Origin of the sequence: Aromatoleum toluclasticum ATCC 700605, assembly GCF_000378245.1 — a bacterium.
GTDB classification, from domain to species: domain Bacteria; phylum Pseudomonadota; class Gammaproteobacteria; order Burkholderiales; family Rhodocyclaceae; genus Aromatoleum; species Aromatoleum toluclasticum.
The window spans coordinates 58,139-80,217 of record NZ_KB899506.1 but is presented as its reverse complement, the minus strand read 5'-3'; the positions used below and the strand labels follow the sequence as shown (position 1 = coordinate 80,217).

Genomic DNA, 22,079 nt, shown 5'->3' with positions numbered 1-22,079 from the left:
CTACCGATTCGTGCGGGGCGCTCAGGCGGCCGCGAGTGCCTGATCGAGGTCCGCGATCAGGTCATCGACGTGCTCGATGCCGACCGACAGGCGGATCATGTCTTCGGTCACGCCGGCGCGCACGAGCTCCTCGGCCGAGAGCTGGCGGTGCGTCGTCGACGCCGGATGGCAGGCGAGCGACTTGCAGTCACCGATGTTCACGAGGCGCGTCACCAGCTTCAGCGCGTCCTGGAAACGGCCGCCGCCTTCACGGCCGCCCTTCACGCCGAAGTTCAGGATGCCCGATGCCCGTCCGCCCATGTAGCGCTGGACCAGCGGGTAGTCCTTGTGTTCCTCCAGTCCCGCGTAATTCACCCAGCTGACTTTGGAATGGCTGGTCAGGAAGCGTGCGATCTTCACCGAGTTTTCGCAGATGCGGTCCATGCGCAGCGCCAGCGTCTCGATGCCCTGCAGGATCAGGAAGGCGTTGAACGGCGAGATCGCCGCACCCATGTTGCGCAGCGGCACCACGCGCGCCCGCGCGATGTAGGCCGCGGGTCCAAGCGCTTCCGTATATACGACGCCGTGATACGACACGTCGGGCTCGTTCAGGCGCTTGAAGCGTTCCTTGTGTTCAGCCCAGGGGAACTTGCCCGAATCGACGATGATGCCGCCGATCGAGTTGCCGTGACCGCCCAGGTACTTGGTCAGCGCATGCACGACGATGTCGGCGCCGTGTTCGAACGGGCGGCACAGGTAGGGCGAGGGCACGGTGTTATCGACGATCACCGGCACGCCGTGACGGTGTGCGACTTCGGCGAGCTTCTCGAAGTCGGTGATGTTGCCGAGCGGGTTGCCGACCGATTCGCAAAACACTGCTTTGGTGCGGGCGTCGATCAGGCGCTCGAAGGCGTCCGGGTCGCGGTAGTCGGCGAAGCGCACCTCGATGCCGTACTGCGGCAGCGTGTGCGCGAACAGGTTGTAGGTGCCGCCGTACAGGGTGCTGGAGGTGACGATGTTGTCGCCGGCCTCGGCGATCGTCTGGATCGATGCGGTGATCGCCGCCATGCCCGAAGCCATCGCCAGCGCCGCGATGCCGCCTTCCATTGCCGCGACGCGCTTTTCCAGCACGTCCTGGGTCGGATTCATGATGCGGGTGTAGATGTTGCCCTGCACCTTCAGGTCGAACAGGTCTGCCCCGTGCTGGGTGTCGTCGAATGCGTACGACGTCGTCTGGTAGATTGGCACTGCCACCGCCTTGGTGGTCGGATCGGGCGAGTAACCGCCGTGCACGGCAAGCGTTTCGAGTTTCATGTGTTCATCCCGGGTGGTTGGCAAGGTTCAGTTGCAAGTCGAAAAGTATAGCCAGCGCGCGAGCCTTGAAAAAGATGGATTTCTCAAATGCTTATGACCATGCCTGAACCGGGCAAGTCAGTATGAATATCTTGCAATCCCCGTGTTGAGTGCCTATCTTGGATATTGCTAATATGAAACTTCGTTGAAAAGAAGATTTCACCGGGTTGCACTGATCCGGACGTATAAAGAAGAAAAGGGAGAGAGGATGATGGACGCAGTAATGCCGATTCAAGGCAAAGTCGCAACTTGGCTGGAGCTCGCGGTGGCACCCGACTGGCGTCGGGAGCGATGCAAGATCCAGGTGCATGCGGTCGGACCGCGCGACGGTACATGCTATGCGATTTCCATGGATGGGCGCTGGCTGTGCGTCGGGTCGGGAGAACTGACGGTATTCCATGGCCTGAGCGCAGCGCTGCACTTTCTCAAGCTGATGCGCATCGAGGACTTCGAGCCGGGTGAGCCGACCGGCATGCCCGTCGTCGGTACGGGGAATCACTACTGCATGTGTGCCGACGAGGACCAGGGGCTCATCCCCTGCAATTGCACGAACCGGCGCTGCGCCACTCACTGAACTCAGGACGCCAGCCCGACGCGAAACAGACCGCGGGCTGCATTCGACAACAGGATCGCCCGGGCGCGCGACAGGTCCGCCCGGGTCAGGCATTGCTCGCGTGCCTTCCCTTCGTCGAGCAGCTTGCGCCGATACACCCCGTCCAGCACGCCGCAGTGCAGCGGCGGGGTGAGCAGGCGGTCACCGCCCAGGTCCAGATACACATTGGTGCGGGCTCCTTCGGCAAGTTCGTCGCGTTCATTGAAGAACAGCGCGTCGAAGTGCCCCGTCGCCATCGCCCCGCGCAGTTCAGCATCGTAAAGCTCGCGCGCGGTCGTCTTGTGCTGCAGCAGGGGATCGCAACTCGATATCGTGTGTGTCGAAACGACGACGGTCGGCGTCGCCACCATGCCATCGTCGAGGGCGCCGGCCGATAGCGCGAAGCTGCCGTCGGCCGCGAGCTGGACGCGGACGCGCTGCGGTCCGCTCAGCACCTGCGCCTTGTCGATCAGCGCGCGCCGGATCGCGTCGATGTCCAGTGCGAATCCGAATGCGCCGGCGGATCGGGTGAGCCGCTCGAAGTGACGAGTCAGCAGCGGGTAGGGTTCGGCTGCTCCCGGTTCGCAGCGCAGCGTCTCGATGAGGCCGAATGCCGGCCGGAGACCGGTCAGGAAACGGCCCTTGAGCAGCGACTCGGCCCATTCGGCAGCCGGCTCCGAATCGGCAACGATGCCGCTGCCCAGACCGAGCTGCGCGCAGCCGTCTTTTCCGACCTCCAGCGTGCGGATCGGCACACTGAAGCGGAAGTCACCGTCGGGAGCGATCCATCCCAGCGCGCCGCAATAGATCCCGCGCGGCGCCGTCTCGAGTTCGCGGATGATCTGCATTGCCCGGATCTTCGGGGCGCCGGTGACCGAGCCGCACGGAAAGAGGGCGCGGAACACCTCCGCGAGGCTCGCCGCAACGGGTTCGGCGACGACCGTCGAAGTCATCTGCCACACGCTCGGATAGGCCTCGATCTCGCACAGCCGCTCGACGCGCACGCCGCCGCTGGGTGCGAGGCGGCCCAGGTCGTTGCGGATCAGGTCCACGATCATGATGTTCTCGGCGCGATTCTTTTCCGACAACGCGAGTGCTGCGGGATCGCTGTCCCGCGCGGCAGTGCCCTTCATCGGACGGCAGCTCAGGCGGTCCCCGCGGCGTTCGACGAACAGCTCGGGCGAGCGCGAGAGGATCGCGCCATCGGCATGGCAGATCAGCGCCCCGTGCCGTACCGGCTGTGCGGCGCGCAAGGCATGGTAGAGGGCAAGAGGCGAGCCGTAGAGCCGTCCGCGCAGGGGGAAGGTGAGGTTCACCTGGTAGCAGTCGCCGGCGGCGATGTAGTCGCGGATGTGCTGCACGCTGCGGCAGTAGTCTTCCTCCGCGATTTCGCGGCGCAGGTCCATCACGCCACCCAGCCGCGCGTGCTCGTCGCGCCGGGCCAGCGCAGCGGCGATGCGCCTGTCGGTTTCGGGCGAGGGTAGCCGCTCGGCCCGGCCATACACCCACGCCGTCAGGAGCGGTGCGCCGTCCTTGCGCAGCAGCTCCCGCAAGCGGGGTTCCAGCGCGTGACCCAGTTCGTAGCAGGCTGCAAGCGCGACCCATTTTCCGCGCAGGCGGGCACGCTCGACGGCGTCGAAGGCGTCATCGAGCTCGCCTGCGTCCGTGCAGCGGATGGTTTCTTCCGGCTCGGACAGGAGAAGGTCGCCGTGGCCGTGCTGATTGTCGTCGAACAGGGCGAATTCGTGAGCGGAGTCGATCATCGTTGCGGCTGCTGCAGGTGGCGTCGCGATGCGGAGGCGGGATCCGCATGTTAGCGCAAGGCCTCGCCGTTCGCGTGCGGCCCTTGTTCGCGGCGTCGGTGCCTTTGCGGGTGAAAGCCCCCACTATTTTTGTGGTGATAATTTATTTGGCATCGTCTCGGGGGTATCTACTATCATTGCGGTATGTACAGGGATTTTGTTCGTTTTCCGGGTTTCAAGGGCTGATGCTTTTCCCCCGCACGTCGCTGACGATCTTCCTGGTGGTGGCGTTCGCATTGCTCACGGCGGTGGGGCTCTGGATGCTGGACGGAGTGTTCGCAGCCGACGGTTTCGGCGGTGCCGAAGGGGGCGGAAACATCTTCGTTCCTTTCCTCGGCGTATCCATGGTGCTGCTCGCGGTCGTCGTCGCGTGGGCGGTGTGGCCGCTGTTGCGCACGTCCGGCACGTCGGCACAGGCCGGCGCCGGCCAGCCGGGAGCGGTCCTTCCCCCGCCGGCCGTTTTTTCCGCTGGCGAGATGCCGGATGTCAGCCAGGTGGAGCTCCCGGTCAGCGAGTACGCGCTGGAAACCTACAAGGCGGCCGTCGATCACGCCCCGGCTGCGATCATGATCACCAACAACCGCGGCCGGATCGAATACGTGAACGCAGCCTTCCTGAAGACTTCGGGATATTCGCGCAACGAGATCCTCGGGCGCAGTCCGGCAATGTTCGGGGCCGGGCATACGCGCAGCGAGGTCTATGCCGACCTGTGGCAGACGATCCTGTCGGGCAGCGTATGGCGCGGCGAGGTGTGCAACCGCAGGAAGAGTGGCGAGGAATACTGGGAGAACATGGCGATCTCGCCGCTGCGGGACCGCTTCGGCCGGGTGTCTCACTTTGTCGCGGTGCGTGAGGACATCACCGAACGCAAGGGACGCGAGGAGGATCTGCGCCAGCTGGCCCAGGTCGACGTCCTGACGGGTATCGCGAATCGCCGCTACCTGATCGATCGCGCGGAGCAGGAGCGGCGGCGGGCCGAGCGATTCGGCCAGCCCCTCGCGCTGCTGATGGTGGATATCGACCATTTCAAGGCGATCAACGACGAACACGGACATGCCGTGGGCGATCAGGTGATCAGGATGGTGGCGCAGACCTGCGCCGGGAGCGTGCGCGAGATCGACATCGTCGGGCGCTATGGCGGCGAGGAGTTCGTGATCGTCCTGCCGGGAACCTTGCCGGAGGGCGCTCGCGAGCTTGCCGACCGTTTGCGGCAGCAGATAGCGGCGATCGGAGTCGCGGGCGCGGACGGCGCGCCCGTCGCCGTCACGGTCAGTATCGGATTCGCGGACTTCGAGCCGGGTGACGATCTGGAGCAGTTGCTGGCGGCGGCGGATGCGGCGCTTTACCGGGCGAAGAGCCTGGGGCGCAACTGCGTGGTGGCGGTCACGGACTGCTTGCGCAAGGGGCCGCCGGGCGACGTGCAGTGAGGGTGGCGGCGCGCGGCGGCAACGCGCGCCCTCAGTGGAAGTCGCGGCTCTGCGCGTCGAGTGCGCCGAGCATCGCGGAATGGTCGACGACGCGGCTCGCCAGCAGGTGCGTGACATCGCCCTGGCGGCTGATCTGGCCGAACACCCCCAGCAGGCGCGCGCCGAGCAGTTCCCGGCGTTGGTGTTCGATGAGTTCGGGCCGGACGATCACGTTGGCGAGTCCCGTTTCATCCTCGATGGTCATGAACAGCGTTCCCTTCGCGGTGCCCGGCCGCTGGCGGCAGGTGACGATGCCGGCGGCGCGGGCGAGCTTGCGGTCGGGGCAGGCGGAGATTTCCGCGGCGGTGAGGAAGCGCATCGCGCTGAGCCGCTCGCGCAGCAGCGCGAGGGGATGGCGACCGAGCGTGAAACCCAGCCGGGCGTAGTCGGCAACCAGTTCCTGGGCTTCGCTCGGCGGGGCGATCTGCGCGGTGCTCTCCATCACCGGCGCGCCATGCAGCACGCCTTCCGCCGGCAGGCCGCCGGCGGCCTGCCAGAGCGCCTGGCGGCGATGGCCGGCGAGGCCCGCCAGCGCGCCGGCGGTGGCGAGCAGCCTGAGTTCGCGGGCGTCGAGCGCGGCGCGCAGCGCGAGATCGTCCACGCCCGCGAAGGGGCGCAGGCTGCGTGCCGCGGCGATGCGGGCCGCGGCGTCGGCGTGGAAGCCCTTGATCATGCGCAGTCCCAGGCGCGCCGCGGGCAGCTTCGTGCCGTCCTGGGGCTCTAGCGTGCAGTCCCAGCCGCTGGCGCGCACGTCGGCCCCGCGTATCGTCACGCCGTGCCGACGGGCGTCCTGGATCAGTTGGGAAGGGGAGTAGAAGCCCATCGGCTGGCTGTTGAGCAGCGCACAGAGGAAGATAGCGGGCTCGAAGCGCTTGATCCAGGCGGAGAAATACACCAGCAGCGCAAAGCTCGCGGCGTGCGATTCGGGAAAGCCGTAGCTGCCGAAACCTTCGATCTGGTTGCACAGGCGCTCGGCGAACTCCGCCCGGTAGCCGCGCTCGGCCATGCCGGCAAGCAGTTGCGCGCGGTAGCGTTCGAGTTCGCCCTGGCGGCGCCAGGCGCCCATCGCGCGGCGCAGCTGGTCGGCATCGCCGGGGGTGAAGCCGGCTGCGACCACGGCGAGCTGCATGACCTGTTCCTGGAAGATCGGTATGCCCAGCGTGCGTTCGAGCACCTGGCGCACGCCATCGTCCTGCTGCACGCCGGGATCGCGGCGTTCCGGGCGTGGATAATCGATCTCCTCGCCGCGCTCCTTGCGGATGCGGGCTTCGAGGTAGGGATGGACCATGCCGCCCTGGATCGGCCCGGGGCGCACGATCGCGACTTCGACGACGAGATCGTAGAAGCGGCGGGGCCTGAGGCGCGGCAGCATGGTCATCTGGGCGCGCGATTCGACCTGGAAGACGCCGACCGAGTCGGCCGCGGAGAGCATGTCATACACGGCGTCGACTTCGCGCGGGATGTCGGCGAGCGTCATTTCGCGGCCGTGCCAGGCGGCCATCAGCGCGAGGCCGCGGCGCAGCGCCGAGAGCATGCCGAGGGCGAGGACGTCGACCTTGAGCAGGCCGAGGGTGTCGAGGTCGTCCTTGTCCCACTGGATCACGGTGCGTTCGGGCATCGCGGCGTTCTCGATCGGCACCAGTTCGTCGAGGCGGCCGCGGGCGATCACGAAACCGCCGACATGCTGCGAGAGGTGTCGCGGAAAGCCGATCAGTTCCTCGGTGAGGGCGGCGAGGCGTCGGACGGTCGGGCTGTCGGGGTCGAGGCCGGCATCGCGCAGGCGTTCCGGCAGGATATGGCGGCCGTCGAACCAGAAGTGGTCGCGCGTGAGCCGCTCGATCTGCGCCAGCGGCAGACCGAGTGCGCGGCCGACGTCGCGTAGGGCGCTGCGTGCGCGGTAGCGGATGACCGTGGCTGCGAGCGCGGCCCGTTCACGGCCGTATTTCGCGTACAGATACTGGATGACCTCCTCGCGCCGGTCGTGCTCGAAATCGACGTCGATGTCGGGCGGCTCGTTGCGCTCCTTCGAGATGAAGCGCTCGACCAGCATGATGCCGAGCCGGGGATCGACTTCGGTGATGCCGAGCGTCCAGCACACGACCGAGTTGGCCGCCGAGCCGCGTCCCTGGCACAGGATTCCGCGGCTGCGGGCGAAACGCACGATGTCGTGTACGGTGAGGAAATAGGCTTCGAAGCCGAGCTCCGCGATCAGTGCGAGCTCGTATTCGATCTGTTTGCGTACGCGCGGGGGAGCGTCGCCGTCCGGGCGATAGCGCCAGCGCACGCCGTCCTCGACCAGGCGGCGCAGCCAGCCGGACGGGGTTTCGCCGTCGGGGACCAGTTCGGCGGGGTATTCGTAGCGCAGCTCGTCGAGCCGGAATCGGCAGCGTGCGGCGATGCGCAGGGTTTCGGCGAGGAGCTCCGGCGGGTAGCGGCGGGCGAGCGTGCTGCGCTCGTGCAGGCGGCGTTCGGCGTTCCCAGCGAGCCGGGCGCCGGCTTCGGCGACGGTGGAATGGAGGCGGGTCGCCGCGAGTATGTCGGCAAGCGGCCGGCGTGCGGCCTCGTGCATCAGCGCGCCGGTGGTTGCGACGGGACATAGGCCGGCTTCACGGGCGACCGCGAGCAGGCCCGCGAGCCGTCCCTCATCGTCCGGTCCGCAGGCGAGTTCGACGGCGAGCCAGGCGGCGTCGGGAAAGCGCCCGTCGAGCCAGCGGCCGTCGGCGACGAGAGCTGCGTGGTCCGGTGCCTCCTCGGGCGGCACGAGCAGGGCGAGGCAGCCCGGCAGGCCGTCTTCGAGATCGGCGCGGGTCAGGCGGTATTCGCCCTTGTCGGCGGCACGCCGGCCGCGGCTGATGAGGCGCGAGAGCCGGCCGTACGCGGCGCGGTCGGTGGCGAGCAGGACGAGGCGAGGGCCGTCGGCGAGGCGGATCTCGGTGCCGACGATGAGGTGCAGCGGCAGCGCCTGGCGCCGGATCTCCTGATGTGCGCGCACGACGCCGGCGAGCGAGCACTCGTCGGTGATGGCCAGCGCGGCATAGCCCAACCCGGCCGCCTGTGCGGTGAGTTCCTCGGGGTGCGATGCGCCGCGCTGGAAGCTGAAATTGCTCAGGCAGTGGAGTTCCGCATATCCCGCTTCGCCGGGTGGGCCGGGAAGGCTCGTATGGCTGTACATAATTACAGTATAAACCTCGTGCGGCGGATTGCTTCTGCGTGTCGCGTTGCGCTGCCCGCCGTTCTCTGCCGGGGAGAAGATCCGTCCGGCCGCGCGAACGTCATTTTTTTGGCTTAACATGGTCGTGAATCGGTCTCGCGGATCAGTGCAGAGCAGGGGCGGAGCCGTAAGCGAATGAGCAAGCGAACCCTCGTGTTTCCCCTGGCGGTCATCCTGATCGGCCTTGCCGTCGCGCTGGGCGTCGCCCGCCAGACGGCCGAGACCAACCGGCAGACCGCGAACGCCCGATTCGAGGCGCTCGCCACCCGGACCTCCTCCGCGCTGGTTGCGCGCTTCCAGACCTTCGAATACGGCTTGCGGGGCGCGCGCGGCGCGATCATCGGGGCTGGCAGCGAATCGATTCCGCGTCAGCGCTTCCTGCAGTATGCGCAGTCGCGCGAGGCCGACCGGGAATTCCCGGGCGCGCGCGGCTTCGGTTTCATCCGCCGCGTGGATCCTGCCGACGAGGCGGATTTCGTTGCCGCCGTGCGCCATGACGGCCGGCCGGATTTCCGCATCAAGCAGTTCGCTCCGCACGCGGGGGAGCGCTTCGTCATCCTGCATGTCGAGCCGGAGGCGAACAACCGCGAGGCGATCGGGCTCGACATCGCTTCGGAGTTGAATCGCCGCACGGCGGCGCTGGCCGCGGTTCGTACCGGGCGGCCCGTACTGACCACGCCGCTCACGCTGTTGCAGGCGATGGGCAAGCCGGAGCGCGGTTTCGTGTTGCTCCTGCCCGTCTATCGCGGCGGGTACCAGCCTGCGACGCCGGAAGAGCGCTGGAAGTCGCTGCTGGGGTGGGTCTATGCACCGCTGATCATCGACGACGTGTTGGCGGATTTCGACTTTCGCGGCGGCGAGTTCGCGGTTTCGATCTACGACGCCGCCTACGCCGAGCAGCCGTTCCGCTTCTACGAATCACCGGGGAGCGATCAGGAAACTGCGGCAGGGCTGATCAGCCAGTTGCCGGTGGAGCTGTACGGCCGACAGTGGTTTGTCGAGGTCCGGGCGCTGGCGCCCTTCTACAAGGCGCTGAACCTGCCCGATCCGCGCTGGTTCGCGGCGGGCATTCTTGCGCTCGCCGCGCTGCTCGCGAGCCTTGCGTACATCTACCTGCAGAATGTGCAGCGCCGCATCGGCGCGAGCGCGGCGGAAGCACGCCACGCAGCGCTCGCCGAGCAGGGGGCGCGCCAGCAGCTCATCGCGGAGAGGCTGCAGCTCGCGACCGAGGCGGCCGGCATGGGGGTGGCGGAATATCGCCGCGAGGACGGTAGTCTGAGCTGGGATGCCCGTCTCCTGGACATCTACGGCCTGTCGGCAGAAGACTTTCCAGGGCGGCTGGAGGACTGGCTGTCGCATGTGGTGGCTAACGATCGCCCGGCCGTCGGCGCGGCCTTCGATTGCGCCCTGAAGGGTGGAGCCTTCGACTCCAGCTTCCGCATCGTGCGCCCGGATGGGGCCGAGCGCATCGTCCGTTCGCTCGGGCGGGCGCAACGGAGTGTAACGGGCGAGACGCTGCGGGTGGTGAGCGTCACGCTGGATGTGACCGAGCAGCGGCAGAACGAGGAGGCCCTGCGGCAAAGCGAGCGTTTCCTGAGCGCGGTCACGGAGAACATTCCGACGATGATCGCGTACTGGGACGATCGCTTGCGATGCCGCTTCGTGAACCGCGCGCTGTTGGCGTTCCTCGGCAAGCGTGCCGTGGCGGTGAGCAATGCGCCGATGGAGGCCATATTCGAACCTTCCCTGTATGAGACGAGTCGGCCATACGTCGAGGCTGCGCTCGCGGGACAGCCGCAGAAGTTCCAGGCCAGCTCGGCCGATGATCGGCGCGGGGGCGTGAAGTACCTGTGGTGGCATCTTGTTCCCGACCACGACGGCGGACGCGTACGCGGCGTGTATGCGGTGGTGTCGGACGTGAGCGAACTGAAGGAGGCGCAGATCCGCCTGGAGGAGCTGAACGTGGAGCTCACCCGCCAGTCGGAGCTCGCGCAGGCCGGGAGCCGGGCCAAGAGCGAGTTCCTGGCGAACATGAGCCACGAGATCCGCACCCCGATGAATGCGGTGCTTGGCCTGGCATACCTGCTGGACAGGGCCGAGCTGCCGCCCGCCGCGCGCGAGCTGGCGCGCAAGATCCAGCGGGCGGGCCGGTCGCTGCTGGGCATCCTCAACGACATCCTGGACTTTTCCAAGATCGAGGCGCATCGGCTCGACATCGAACATCAGCCCTTCCGCCTTGCGGAGGTGCTCGACGAGCTGGCGAGCACGATGGCGTATGCGTGCGAGGGCAAACCGGTGGAGGTCGCGGTCTGGCCGCCGCCGCCCGGGACGGAATTCCTGACGGGGGACGCGCTGCGCCTGAGACAGGTACTGACCAACCTCGCGAGCAATGCCATCAAGTTCACGGAGCAGGGCGAGGTGGTGCTGCGCGTCGCGCTCACCGGCCACGAAGGCGATGGCCTGCGCCTGCGGTTCACGGTGTCCGATACCGGGATCGGCATCCCGCCCGAGATGCAGGAAGAGATCTTTTCCCCCTTCAGCCAGGCGGATACTTCGACGAGCCGGCGCTTCGGCGGAACCGGTCTCGGTCTGGCGATCAGCCGGCAGCTCGTCGGACTGATGGGCGGGCAACTCGGCTTGCGCAGCGAGCCCGGGCAGGGCAGCGAGTTCTTCTTCGAGCTGCCGTTCACGATTGCCGAAATGCCGGCCGCGCCAGCGCCCGCACTCGGCCCGCGGCGGGTTCTGATCGTGGATGACCATCCGCTGGTGCGCGAAACCCTGGGAGCGGTCGTCATGGCGCTGGGGTGGACGGCCGAACTCGCCGATTCGGGCCCGGCGGCGATCGACGCCGCGCGGGCGCGCCGGGATGCCGGCCAGCCGTTCGACATCGTGCTGCTCGACTGGCGCATGCCGGGCATGGACGGGCTGGCGACGGCCGCGGCCATGCGCGTCCTGTTCGGCAGCGAGGCGCAGCCGGCCATCGTGATGGTGACCGCGGCCGACCGGGAAGCGCTGCGCGGGCATCCGGACAGCCGCTTCGCCGACCGCGTCCTGACCAAACCGGTGACGGGGGGGGCCTTGCTCGAAACGGTGATGGAGCTGGCCGCGGGCAGGGGCGGTCGCGTGGCCGGCACGCCATTCCCGACGCAATCGGGCCGTCTTGCCGGATACCGGATACTAGTCGTCGACGACAGCGACATCAACCGCGAAGTCGCCCAGGGGATTCTCGAGGGCGAGGGCGCACAAGTTGCGCAGGCGGAACATGGCGAGGCGGCTCTCGCGTTGCTCGAGGGGCAGACCGCGGAGTTCGACGCGGTGCTGATGGACGTGCAGATGCCGGTGATGGACGGCTACGAGGCGACGCGCCGCATTCGCGCCTCGGAAGCTCTGCAGACGCTGCCCGTGATCGCGGTGTCGGCCGGTGCCTTCCACGACCAGCATGAGGCCGCCCTGCAGGCGGGCATGAGCGGTTTCGTATCCAAGCCGTTCGCGGCCGAGGACCTGATCTCCGCCTTGCAGGCTTATGCGGCGAGGCGGACACCGCCTGCGGCTCCGGCTCCGCCGGTTCCCGCCCTCGCCCGCGCTCCCATCGCCGCCCCCGCGGGGGAGCTTCTGATCGACGCCGCGCTCGGCCTCCGGCTGTGGCGCGACGCGAAGACCTACGCGACCTACCTGCAGCGCTTCGTCGATACGTACGGCGAGGATCCGGCCAAGCTCCGCACTTTTGTGCACACCGGGGATGTAGCGGCTGCGGCGGGCGTTGCGCACAAGTTGCGCGGTGCGGCGGGGGCGATGGGGCTGTCGTGTCTCGCGACTGCGGCCGGCGAGACCGAGATGGGGTTGCAGGATGGTTCGGAAGCTCGCGGGACGGTGGAATGCCTGGATGAGGCGATGGATGCGACGCTCGCCGAGATCGGGCGCTTCCTCGCCGCCGCGCCGAAGGCTCCCGTGAGCGGGGCACACCCCGATCAGGGGTGCGCGACTGCGGACTGACGCCGGAGGGCTGTTTTCCGCGAGCGATGCGGTTATCCCCACGTGGCGTGGGCAGTCTTGTGGACAACTTGTGGGGATGCGTTGCAGGCCACTGACGCACAAGGAAATGTTGTGTCTGCACAAAAATGAGGCATTCGCGCAACATGTGTTGTGGGAAAGTCCCTCCTTATCCCCATCGGACGTGGGCAGTCCTGTGGACAACTTGTGGGGATGTGCCGCAGAGCGCTGATGGGAAAGGAAATGTTGCTTCTGCGCAAAAATGAGGCATCGACACCGCGCGCGTGCCGGTCGTCCGATGCGGTCCGGTGCGGCTAGAATTTACTATTTGCTTCGTTCTGCGGAATTTAAGATGCCCCACCAGCCCCGCGTGTCGTACGCCATCACCCCCGCGCGTCCGGAGGCGCACGTCTTCGAAGTCAGCTGCATCGTCGCCGAACCCGATCCTGCCGGGCAGGTGTTTCGGCTTCCCGCGTGGATTCCCGGTAGCTACATGATCCGCGAGTTCGCCCGCAACATCGTCAAGCTGCGTGCCGAATGCAACGGGCGGCCGGTCGCGGTCGAAAAGCTCGACAAGCACAGCTGGCGCGCGGCACCGGTTGAGGGCGGGCGGGCCTTGACGTTGAATTACGAGGTGTACGCGTGGGATCTTTCAGTGCGCGCAGCCCATCTCGATGCCACCCACGGATTCTTCAACGGCACGAGCGTATTTCTCGCGGTGGAAGGCAGGACCGACGAACCCTGCTATGTAGATATCCTGCCCCCTGATGGTCCCGCGCTGCAGACATGGAAGGTCGCGACGACGCTGCGGCGTCCGGCGGGCGATCCGCTCGCGGCGCCGGCGATGGGCTTCGGCTTGTACCGCGCGGAAAGCTACGACGAACTGGTCGATCACCCGGTCGAGATGGGCTGCTTCACGCACGCGCGCTTCGAAGCGGCCGGCGTGCCCCATGAGGTCGTCCTCACTGGGCGCCACGACTGCGACCTCGAACGCCTGTGCGCCGATCTCTCGCGCATCTGCACGTGGCAAATCGAACTGTTCGGCACGCCCGCCCCGGTCGATCGCTATCTCTTCCTCACGATGGTGGTCGGCGACGGTTACGGCGGCCTCGAGCATCGCGCCTCGACCGCGCTGCTGACGAGCCGCGGCGACCTGCCGTACGCGGGCATGCACGAGCAGACCGACGGCTACCGGACCTTCCTCGGGCTGTGCAGCCACGAGTACTTCCACACGTGGAACGTCAAGCGCATCAAACCGGCGGCGTTCGCGCCCTACGACTTCACCACCGAGAACTACACGCGCCTGCTGTGGGCGTTCGAGGGCTTCACGTCGTACTACGACGACCTCGCCCTGGTGCGCTCGGGCGTGATTGGCGTGGAAGACTACCTCGCGCTGCTCGGCAAGACGATGTCCAACGTGCTGCGCGGCAGCGGCCGCTTGAAGCAGAGCGTCGCCGAATCGTCCTTCGATGCGTGGATCAAGTATTACCGGCAGGATGAGAACGCCCCGAACGCGATCGTCAGCTACTACGCGAAGGGTGCGCTGATCGCGCTCGGGCTCGACCTGCAACTGCGCGCTGCGAGTGCGGGGCGCAAGAGCCTTGACGATGTCATGCGCCTGTTATGGCAGCGGCACGGCCTCACGGGCGAGGGCGTCGCGGAGGACGGCCTGTTCGCGCTGGTCGGCGAAGTCGCGGAAGCGGGCCTCAAGGGCGCCGGGCGGCGCCTGTCGCGCTGGCTGAAGGACGCGGTCGAGGGTACAGAAGACCTGCCGCTGGACGAGTTCCTCAGACCGTTCGGGATCGAGTTCCGCAGCGAGGCCGCGGCGAAGGGAGCTTGGCTGGGCGTGAAGCTTGCCGGCGGCAATGGCGAGGCGAAGCTTGCGAACGTGTTCGACGGCAGCCCCGCGCAGCAATGCGGGCTGTCGGCGGGGGACGTGCTCATCGCCGTTGATGGCCTCAAGGTCACGGCCGCTTCGCTGGACGGGCAGCTTGCGCGCCGCCGGCCGGGCGAGCGGGTGAGCATTCACGCCTTCCGCCGCGACGAGCTGATGACGTTTACGGCCGAGCTCGCGGCGGCGCCGGCCGACGCGGTGAAGCTCGCGAGCGGAAAGCGCGTGTCGGCCGCGATGCGCACGCTGCGAGAGGGCTGGCTGGGAAGCTGAGCGCCGTCCGCCGGCGCGGATCTCAGGCGGGGGGGTCGTCCTGGCGGCGCATCACGACGCGCAGCAGCCAGCCGAACAGCACGGCGGCGATCGTGGTAGACATCACGCCCGCCTCCCAGAAGCCGGCGACATGCGGGCCCGCGGTGCGCCATGGCGCGTGGAAGCTCGCCCAATAGCCGCCGGCGAGGCCCACCCCCCAGAAGCACACGGCGTGCATCAGCATCGGCACGAAGGTCACCTTGTAGCCGCGCAGGGCGTGCGCGGCGACGGTCTGCACCGAGTCGAACAGCTGGTAGAGGCAGACGAAGATCAGCAGCATGAGGCCGACCGCGCGCACGGCGACGTCCTCGGAGAACAGGGCGATGACCGGCTCGCGCGCAAGCCATAGTGCGATGCCGATGAGCGACGCGAGTCCCGCGGTGACGATCATGCCCACCCGAATCGTCATGCGCGCCCGGGCCCAGTCGCGCGCGCCGGCTGCCTGGCCGACGAGGACTAGCACGGCGATCGACATCGCCAGCGGCAGCATGTAGATCAGCGCGGCGATGTTCGCGACGACGCGGTGGCCCGCGACGGACTCGGCGCCCAGGCGGGCGGCGAACAGCGCGATCAGCGTGAAGGAGGACACCTCGATGAAGGTCGACAGGCCCATCGGCACGCCCAGGCGCAGCAGCCCGAGGATTTCCCCGGCCTGCGGCCCGCGCCAGTGCGAGAACAGGCGATACGGCCGGTAGCCGGGATTGCGCGCGAGATAGGTGGCGCCGCAGGTGAAGGCGAGCCAGTTCACGATCGCCGTCGAGATGCCGCAGCCGAGCACGCCCAGCGGCGGCAGCCACAGGTGGCCGTACACCAGTGCCCACGCGAGCGGGGCGTGGGTCGCGGTGGTGATGAAGCTGATCGCCATCAGCACGCGCGGTTTGCCGACGGCGTTGTTGAAGGCATAGAAGGTGCGGTACAGCAGCACGGCGGGCAGGCCGGCGGCCGTCGCGAGGAGGTATTCGCGGGTCTTCGCTTCGACGTCGGCGGGAACGCTGGAGAGTTCCAGCAGGAAGCCGGGGAAGACCATCAGCACGATGCCGGGCACGGCGAGCATCAGTGCCAGCCAGAAGCCCTGCTGCAGGGCGGGGCCGATCCGATCCGTGCGGCCGGCGCCGAAATGATGCGCGACGGTCGGCGCGACGGCCTGCAGCACGCCCACCACCAGCATGACGATGGAAATGTACACGCCGCTGCCGACTGCGATCGCGGCGAGGTCAACGGTGCTGTAGCGCCCGACGATCACGGTGTCGGCGATCATCATGCTCATCGACAGGATCTGCGCGACCAGCACCGGCCATGCGTGGTGGAGCAGCTGACGGGCGATGGTGGACGGTGAGGTCGGCGACGAGTCGGAGGCGCTCAAGGGCTGGGGTTCGGTCGAAGGGATGGGAGCCCGGCGGCGGCCGGGGGTGGGAAGCGAGTTTAGCCAAAAAAACCATGCACATACCAGCCGCCGGGCGGGTCGAGCTGCTCGAACACCCACCACAGCGCGGCATCCGGTGCGCGCGCGATGTAGTAGTCGCGACGCATGTCGGCGCCGTCCCACCACCCGGATTCGATGCGTTCCGGCCCGCGTAGCAGCGTCAGCGAGCGGATCGACTCGAGCGCGCGCGGTTCGTTCATCAGCCACAGGGGGCGGGGGCCGGCGGCCGCCGGGGTGCTGCGGGGGGCGGGGCGTCCGGGGTCCGCGCGGCACCAGGCGCGTTCGGGGCGGTGCTCGGAAACCGGGTGCACGGTGCGTACCGCCTCGCGCCCCAGGCGGGCGCGCAGGCGGTCGAGCAGCAGGGCGGCGGCGTCGCGCGCGCTGTCGGGATCGCCGAACAGGTCCTGCGTGCGTCCGGGGGTGACGACCGGATTGTCGGCGAAAAGGCGCAGCGCCTCGACCGGCGCGGGCAGTTTCAGCGCGGCCAGATGCTCGCGGGCGAGCATCAGCAGCCGGCCGTCGTCGCGCCCCGGTGCGCCGGTGACAATCTCGAGCACGGTGTCTGGGCGATCCTCGTGCTCCAGATGCAGGCGGCAGCGGTCGAGTCCGGCATGGCGGGCGGCAAGCCAGGCGGAAAGCCCGGAAAACAGCCTTCCCGCGGCGAACAGCAGCGGCTCGGTGTGCAACAGGCTCGTGGGCAGGACGAGGCGCGATTCGAAGCGTTCCGGCGGCAGGAACCAGAGGCGCGGATCGGGGCGTTCGCCGCGTGCGCGTGCGAGCGTGTCGAGCACGACGGAGGCCTGGCGGCGGGCCAGCCCGTCGCGCGGCAGGCGGGCGACGTCGCCGATGCGCCGCGCACCGATGCCGTGCAGCAGGTCGAGCGTGGTGCGGGACACTTCGGCGCCGTCGCCGAGCAGTTCGACGGGCAGATCGTCCAGTTTGCGCCACCATTCGGCGGCAGCCCGGATCTGCCGTCCGGAGTGCGTGCGGGCGAGCCAGCGGGCCGCGAGCGGGGTCGGGGCGGCGGCGATGGCGGCATCGAGGCCGAGCGGAAGGAGTCCGGCACGGATCCGCCGTACCAGCCCCGTGACGCCGCCGAAAAGGCGCAGGCTGCCGCTCGTTTCCAGCACCAGCGCATCGGGCGGGTCGATGCTGACGCAGGGCGTGAATTGTGCGGCCCACACGGCGAACTCCGCCAGCGTCGCGGCCTCGAGTGCCGGGTCGCGTTCGCGCAGCTGCAGCGACGGGGCTACGGCGAGCGCGCCGGCCACGCCCTGGCCGGGTTCGACGCCGCGCGCCAGTGCAGCGGGCGTCGCGGCCGCCACGCGCGCACCGGGCGTGTGTTCGACGACCGCGAGTTCGCCCGGCTCATCTACGCCGCGCGTGAATACCTGCAGCGGCAGGTCGGACAGGATCAGGGCGAACCAGAGCATCGTTGAGGGCGGGAGTGCGGCGCAGGCCGGGACGTTGCGGGAGCGACAGGCGCAGCGGGGCTGCAAGGCCGGGGCCGCGTCGCTTGAGGATGTCCACCGCGAGCTCGCCGTCGCGCGCCGCGAGCCGCAGGCGCAGGACGGCGGGGGACGGCTGACGTGCGGCGGACGCGGGACGGAACAGGAACAGCGGCGTCGCGGAGGTTTCGGCGGCGAGCTGCAGGCGCCGCAGCGCGGCGGTGTCCGCGCGTGCCAGCCACGCGAGCACGGCGCTGCTGCCGCCCGAGGCCAGCGCCTGCCGGACCGCCCACAGGATCTCGGCATGGCTGTCGGGTTCGAGCAGCAGCAGGCGTTCGAGCGGCATGCCCGCGGCAGCGAGAGCCGGGGCGTAGGGCAGGTGAGGCGGGGCGACCCAGACGATCCAGCGGTCGGCCGGAAGGGTGTGCAGGACGGGCAGCAGCAGTCCGATCTCGCCGATGCCGGGGCTGTCGGACAGCAGCTCGATCAGCGCATTACGGGGCCAGCCGCCGCCCGGCAGCTGGGCATCGAGCGCCGCAAAGCCGGTGGCGATGCCCGCCTCGACCGGCTGCGCGAGCCGGTCGGCCTGCCATACGAGGCCGGGCGGCAGGGCAGCGAGGGCGGTCTGGGCGAGGGCGGACATCGGGAGCGAGGGGCCGAAGAAGGGGGAGCACGACGCCAGGCTTCACAGCGAGCCGTTGCGCACCAGGCCGACGGCGATCCCCTCTATCGTCAGGGGGGTGCTGCGGGTGTCGACGACGATGGGCTCGAAATCGGGGTTGGCCGGCAGCAGGCTGACGATGGGCCCCTTGCTGGTGAAGGTCTTCACGGTCACCTCGTCCTCGACGCGGGCGACCACCACCTGCCCGGAACGCGCTTCGTGGCTGCGGTGTACGGCGAGCAGGTCGCCGTCGAGGATGCCTGCGTCGCGCATGCTCAGGCCGCGCACGCGCAGCAGGTAGTCGGCGCGCGGCGAGAACAGGGCCGGGTCGATCTGGTGGCGCGACTCGATGTGCTCGATCGCGAGGATCGGGCTGCCGGCCGCAACCCGGCCGATCAGCGGCAGGCCGAGCGCTTCGGCAAGGCGGATGCCGCGTGCCCGCCCTTCATCGAGCAGGATCGCGCCTTTCGCGGCGAGCGCGCGCAGATGGCTTTCGGCCGCGTTCGGCGAGCGGAAGCCGAATGCGCTGCACACTTCGGCGCGCGTGGGCGGGCGCCCCTCGGATTCGACCGTCTGGCGGATGAAGTCGAGGATTTCGCCTTGGCGGGCGGTCAGGTTATGGTCGCGGCTGCTCATGGGGTTCTCCAGGATAACTGTAATTTTAAACAGCTTACGCTGATCCGCAAGCAATAAATCGGTGTAGCGCAAGCGGGGGAGACGCAGGTAGAGTTCGCTTCGTGTCTCGGCTAGAATCCAACGACGTCAGGGAGATCACATGTTGCAGATCGGTGATATCGCGCCAACGTTTTCGCTGCCGGATGCGGACATGGAGGATTTCGACCTCGCCGCAGAACGCGGCAGGCACCATGTGGTCCTCTACTTTTACCCTCGTGACAACACGCCGGGATGCACCCTGCAGGCGGCCGACTTCTCCGATCATGAAGACGACTTTGCCCGCTACGGCTGCATCATTGTCGGCGTCAGTCCCGACGATTGCCTGACCCACGCCGAATTCCGCGACCAGCACGGCCTGTCGATACGTCTGCTTTCCGACGTCGAGACCGAAGTGTGCCGGCTCTACGATGTCTGGCAGCCCAAGGAAGTCGATGGTGTGAAGAAGATGGGCGTGGCACGGGCGACCTTCGTGATCGACAAGGAAGGTATCGTTCGCCACGCACTCCGCGACGTTACACCCCGCGGCCATGCGGCGGGGGTTTTCGAACTGGTCAGGAAACTGGAAACAGAGAAAGCTAATGGAAATCGTCAAGAACAGCGTCGTAACGCTTAAGTACACCGTCGTCGACCCGGACGGCAACATGATCGATGATGGTCAGCAGCCGCTGGTCTACCTGCACGGCGGCTACGATGGCATCTTCCCCGCCATCGAGGAAGCGCTGCACGGCAAGAAGGTCGGCGAGCAGCTGAAGGTCAAACTGCAGCCCGAAGATGCCTTCGGCGATTACGACGAGGAACTCGTGCTGGTCGAGGATATCAGCCAGTTCCCCGAGAACATCGAGGTCGGCATGTCCTTCGAGCGCGTCACCGACGACGGTGAGGAGGAAATGATCTTCCGCATCACCGACATCGCCGACGGCAAGGTCGTCGTCGACGGCAATCACCCGCTGGCCGGCACTGCGCTGGTGTTCGACGTCACCATCGCGGAAGTGCGTCCGGCGACTGCCGAGGAGCTGGCGCACGGCCACGTGCACGGCGCGGGCGGTCACCACCACTGATCGGCCGGCCGGTCGCAGCAGTGTCAGAGGGCCGCGTAAGCGGCCCTTTTTCCATCCGTTTGTAGTCGTTTTCGCTCCTTTTTGCCCCTCTCCATCCACTTCCGCGGATATCCCCGTCCGATGACCGTACTCGCAGGAACCGACCGAGCGCAGGCTGCGCAGCCGAACCGACCGATCGACGCTCCGCTTCTGGACGTGAAGGACCTGCGCGTGCACATCGGTGCCGCCGCACGGCCCGTGCGACCGGTAGACGGCGTCGGCTTCTCGATTGCGGCGGGGGAGACCTTCGCGCTGCTGGGCGAATCGGGCTGCGGCAAGTCGATGACGGCGCTCGCGTTGCTGCGCCTGCTGCCCGACGCCGGACGCATCGTCGGGGGGGAGGTGCGCTTCGCCGGTGACGACCTCCTCGCGCGCAGCGAGGCGGGCATGCGCGAAGTGCGCGGCGGGAGGATCGCGATGATCTTCCAGGAGCCTTCGACCAGCCTCAACCCGGTGATGACGGTGATGGCGCAGATCAGCGAGGTGCTGGCGCGCCACCGCGGCCTGCGCGGCGCGGCGGCGCGCGCCGAGGCGCAGCGCCTCCTCGACGCGGTGGGCATTCCGGATGCCGGCCGACGGCTGGACGACTATCCCTTCCAGTTCTCGGGCGGGATGAAGCAGCGCGTGATGATCGCGATGGCGCTCGCGGGCGAGCCGGAACTGCTGATCGCCGATGAACCGACGACTGCACTCGACGTGACGATCCAGGCCCAGGTGCTCGACCTGCTCGCCCGCCTGCAGGCCGAGCGCGGCATGGGCATGCTGCTGATCACCCACGACCTGGGCGTGGTGGCGCGCATGGCGCAGCGCATCGGCGTGATGTACGCGGGCGAGCTGGTCGAGGCGGGTGCGCGGGGCGATTTCTTCCGCGCGCCCCTGCATCCGTATTCGCGCAAGCTCTTCGCCGCGCTGCCGACCGACGCCCAGCGCGGGCGTCCGCTGGCAGCGCTGGGTGGGCATGTTCCGCCGCTCGATCAGGTCTTCACCGGTTGCCGCTTCGCCGGACGCTGCCCCGACGTGTTCGACCGTTGCCGGCACGAGGCCCCGGCGTGGCAGGCCGTGGGGGCACAGGCGGTGCGCTGCCATCTGTACGCGGAAGGTCGCACGGAAGCGCACATGGCCGCGGCCGCGGCGCCCGTGGCCGTTGCGGCGGACGCGCGTGCTGGTGCAAGGGCGGTGCCGCTGCTCGATGTGCGCGACCTGCAGGTGCATTTCCCGGTGCGCAAGGGCCTCCTTCGGCGCGAGGTGGCGCGCGTGCGTGCCGTCGATGGCGTGAGCCTCACTCTCGCGCCGGGTCGCACGCTGGCACTGGTGGGTGAATCCGGCTGCGGCAAGACGACGGCCGGCAAGGCGATCCTGCAGCTCGTGACGCCCACGGACGGCGAGGTGTTCCTCGACGGCACGCCGCTCGCGGGTCTGTCCCGGCCGGCCTTGCGCGCGCTGCGGCGCGACTTCCAGATGGTGTTCCAGGATCCCTTCGCGTCGCTCAACCCGCGCATGCGCGTCGGCGAGATCATCGAGGAGGGCATGCTCGCACTGGGCGTCGAGCCGGATCCGCTGAAGCGCGCCGAACGCATCGACGCGCTGCTGCAGCGTGTCGGCCTGCGTCCGGACATGAAGTTGCGCTACCCGCACGAATTCTCCGGCGGCCAGCGGCAGCGCATCGCAATTGCCCGGGCGCTCGCGGTGCGGCCGAAATTGATCGTGTGCGACGAGCCGACGAGCGCACTGGACGTGTCGGTGCAGGCGCAGATCCTCAACCTGATGCGTGAGCTGCAGGCGGAGTTCGGCCTCGCCTACCTCTTCATCACGCACAACATCGGCGTGGTGAGCTGGCTCGCGGACGAGGTCGCGGTGATGTATCTGGGACGCATCGTCGAGCAGGGGCCGGTCGGGAAAGTACTGGCCGCGCCGGCGCATCCCTACACCCGCGTGCTGCTCGCAGCGGTTCCCGACATCGAGCGCGAGACAGCAGCGAGCGCAGGCGGCAAGGGTGGCTCCGCGCGCCCGGCCGTGGCAGGCGACCTGCCGTCGCCGCTGGCACCCCCGCCAGGCTGCCATTTCCACCCGCGCTGCGACCGGGCGACCGACATCTGCCGCGCGCAGTATCCCGCAGTCACCGATCTGCGCGGCGGGCGCAGCGTACGCTGCCACTGGCCTGCCGGAGGGCCTGCCTGAG

Annotated in this window: 14 protein-coding genes; 7 read left to right on the top strand and 7 right to left on the bottom strand. The window is 68.3% G+C overall.

Going from position 1 to position 22,079, the window contains the following annotated elements; all coding sequences use genetic code 11:
- Positions 1–21 precede the first annotated feature (21 nt).
- The gene (locus tag F464_RS0121820) at positions 22–1,293 is read right to left on the bottom strand and encodes a bifunctional O-acetylhomoserine aminocarboxypropyltransferase/cysteine synthase (RefSeq protein WP_018991985.1); all 1,272 of its coding nucleotides are present in this window, start codon (positions 1,291–1,293) and stop codon (positions 22–24) included.
- 247 nt (positions 1,294–1,540) lie between these two features.
- On the opposite strand from F464_RS0121820, the gene F464_RS0121815 reads away from it, so the two are divergent.
- The gene (locus F464_RS0121815; RefSeq protein WP_228216789.1) at positions 1,541–1,906 is read left to right on the top strand and encodes a hypothetical protein; all 366 of its coding nucleotides are present in this window, start codon (positions 1,541–1,543) and stop codon (positions 1,904–1,906) included.
- A gap of 2 nt (positions 1,907–1,908) precedes the next feature.
- On the opposite strand, the gene pabB is transcribed toward F464_RS0121815, so the two are convergent.
- A complete protein-coding gene (gene pabB, locus F464_RS0121810) occupies positions 1,909–3,687 on the bottom strand; it encodes an aminodeoxychorismate synthase component I (protein ID WP_018991983.1) in 1,779 nt (592 codons plus the stop codon).
- Between the two features lie 47 nt (positions 3,688–3,734).
- On the opposite strand from pabB, the gene F464_RS0121805 reads away from it, so the two are divergent.
- A complete protein-coding gene (locus tag F464_RS0121805) occupies positions 3,735–5,153 on the top strand; it encodes a sensor domain-containing diguanylate cyclase (RefSeq protein WP_232429016.1) in 1,419 nt (472 codons plus the stop codon).
- Positions 5,154–5,184: 31 nt separating this feature from the next.
- On the opposite strand, the gene F464_RS0121800 is transcribed toward F464_RS0121805, so the two are convergent.
- Complete coding sequence (locus tag F464_RS0121800; RefSeq protein ID WP_018991981.1) at positions 5,185–8,364, bottom strand: error-prone DNA polymerase; 3,180 nt, start codon at positions 8,362–8,364, stop codon at positions 5,185–5,187.
- A gap of 174 nt (positions 8,365–8,538) precedes the next feature.
- Here F464_RS0121800 and F464_RS29275 point away from each other — a divergent pair, with 174 nt between their 5' ends.
- Both F464_RS29275 and F464_RS0121790 read left to right on the top strand, forming a co-directional pair.
- Positions 8,539–12,396 (top strand): CHASE domain-containing protein, encoded by a 3,858-nt coding sequence (locus F464_RS29275; protein WP_018991980.1) that lies wholly within the window; start codon positions 8,539–8,541, stop codon positions 12,394–12,396.
- A 349-nt stretch (positions 12,397–12,745) separates the two neighbouring features.
- On the top strand, positions 12,746–14,557 hold the full coding sequence (locus F464_RS0121790) for a M61 family metallopeptidase (protein WP_018991979.1): 1,812 nt from the start codon (positions 12,746–12,748) through the stop codon (positions 14,555–14,557).
- Positions 14,558–14,579: 22 nt separating this feature from the next.
- Here the strand turns inward: F464_RS0121790 and F464_RS0121785 are convergent, their stop codons facing one another.
- Genes F464_RS0121785 through lexA form a run of 4 tightly spaced genes read right to left on the bottom strand, consistent with a single transcriptional unit; the run spans position 14,580 to position 18,764 of the window.
- A complete protein-coding gene (locus F464_RS0121785; protein ID WP_018991978.1) occupies positions 14,580–15,959 on the bottom strand; it encodes an MATE family efflux transporter in 1,380 nt (459 codons plus the stop codon).
- A gap of 59 nt (positions 15,960–16,018) precedes the next feature.
- Positions 16,019–17,452 (bottom strand): Y-family DNA polymerase, encoded by a 1,434-nt coding sequence (locus F464_RS0121780; protein ID WP_026296218.1) that lies wholly within the window; start codon positions 17,450–17,452, stop codon positions 16,019–16,021.
- On the bottom strand, positions 17,388–18,110 hold the full coding sequence (gene imuA / locus F464_RS29270; protein ID WP_018991976.1) for a translesion DNA synthesis-associated protein ImuA: 723 nt from the start codon (positions 18,108–18,110) through the stop codon (positions 17,388–17,390). The genes F464_RS0121780 and imuA overlap by 65 nt, the downstream gene beginning before the upstream one ends.
- A gap of 42 nt (positions 18,111–18,152) precedes the next feature.
- On the bottom strand, positions 18,153–18,764 hold the full coding sequence (gene lexA / locus F464_RS0121770; protein WP_018991975.1) for a transcriptional repressor LexA: 612 nt from the start codon (positions 18,762–18,764) through the stop codon (positions 18,153–18,155).
- 139 nt (positions 18,765–18,903) lie between these two features.
- Here lexA and F464_RS0121765 point away from each other — a divergent pair, with 139 nt between their 5' ends.
- From F464_RS0121765 to F464_RS0121755, 3 genes are all read left to right on the top strand, one after another.
- Positions 18,904–19,416 (top strand): peroxiredoxin, encoded by a 513-nt coding sequence (locus tag F464_RS0121765; RefSeq protein WP_018991974.1) that lies wholly within the window; start codon positions 18,904–18,906, stop codon positions 19,414–19,416.
- A complete protein-coding gene (locus F464_RS0121760) occupies positions 19,382–19,861 on the top strand; it encodes an FKBP-type peptidyl-prolyl cis-trans isomerase (RefSeq protein ID WP_018991973.1) in 480 nt (159 codons plus the stop codon). Before F464_RS0121765 ends, F464_RS0121760 begins: the two co-directional genes overlap by 35 nt.
- 120 nt (positions 19,862–19,981) lie before the next feature.
- Positions 19,982–22,078 (top strand): ABC transporter ATP-binding protein, encoded by a 2,097-nt coding sequence (locus tag F464_RS0121755; protein WP_018991972.1) that lies wholly within the window; start codon positions 19,982–19,984, stop codon positions 22,076–22,078.
- The last annotated feature ends 1 nt before the right edge of the window (position 22,079 follow it).

What these genes read in the sequence shown, in the direction of transcription:
- F464_RS0121820 (WP_018991985.1), bottom strand. Translation starts at nt 1,293, where the DNA reads ATGAAACTCGAAACGCTTGCCGTGCACGGCGGTTACTCGCCCGATCCG.
- F464_RS0121815 (WP_228216789.1), top strand. Translation starts at nt 1,541, where the DNA reads ATGATGGACGCAGTAATGCCGATTCAAGGCAAAGTCGCAACTTGGCTG.
- pabB (WP_018991983.1), bottom strand. Translation starts at nt 3,687, where the DNA reads ATGATCGACTCCGCTCACGAATTCGCCCTGTTCGACGACAATCAGCAC.
- F464_RS0121805 (WP_232429016.1), top strand. Translation starts at nt 3,735, where the DNA reads ATGTTAGCGCAAGGCCTCGCCGTTCGCGTGCGGCCCTTGTTCGCGGCG.
- F464_RS0121800 (WP_018991981.1), bottom strand. Translation starts at nt 8,364, where the DNA reads ATGTACAGCCATACGAGCCTTCCCGGCCCACCCGGCGAAGCGGGATAT.
- F464_RS29275 (WP_018991980.1), top strand. Translation starts at nt 8,539, where the DNA reads ATGAGCAAGCGAACCCTCGTGTTTCCCCTGGCGGTCATCCTGATCGGC.
- F464_RS0121790 (WP_018991979.1), top strand. Translation starts at nt 12,746, where the DNA reads ATGCCCCACCAGCCCCGCGTGTCGTACGCCATCACCCCCGCGCGTCCG.
- F464_RS0121780 (WP_026296218.1), bottom strand. Translation starts at nt 17,452, where the DNA reads ATGCTCTGGTTCGCCCTGATCCTGTCCGACCTGCCGCTGCAGGTATTC.
- imuA (WP_018991976.1), bottom strand. Translation starts at nt 18,110, where the DNA reads ATGTCCGCCCTCGCCCAGACCGCCCTCGCTGCCCTGCCGCCCGGCCTC.
- lexA (WP_018991975.1), bottom strand. Translation starts at nt 18,764, where the DNA reads ATGAGCAGCCGCGACCATAACCTGACCGCCCGCCAAGGCGAAATCCTC.
- F464_RS0121765 (WP_018991974.1), top strand. Translation starts at nt 18,904, where the DNA reads ATGTTGCAGATCGGTGATATCGCGCCAACGTTTTCGCTGCCGGATGCG.
- F464_RS0121760 (WP_018991973.1), top strand. Translation starts at nt 19,382, where the DNA reads ATGGAAATCGTCAAGAACAGCGTCGTAACGCTTAAGTACACCGTCGTC.
- F464_RS0121755 (WP_018991972.1), top strand. Translation starts at nt 19,982, where the DNA reads ATGACCGTACTCGCAGGAACCGACCGAGCGCAGGCTGCGCAGCCGAAC.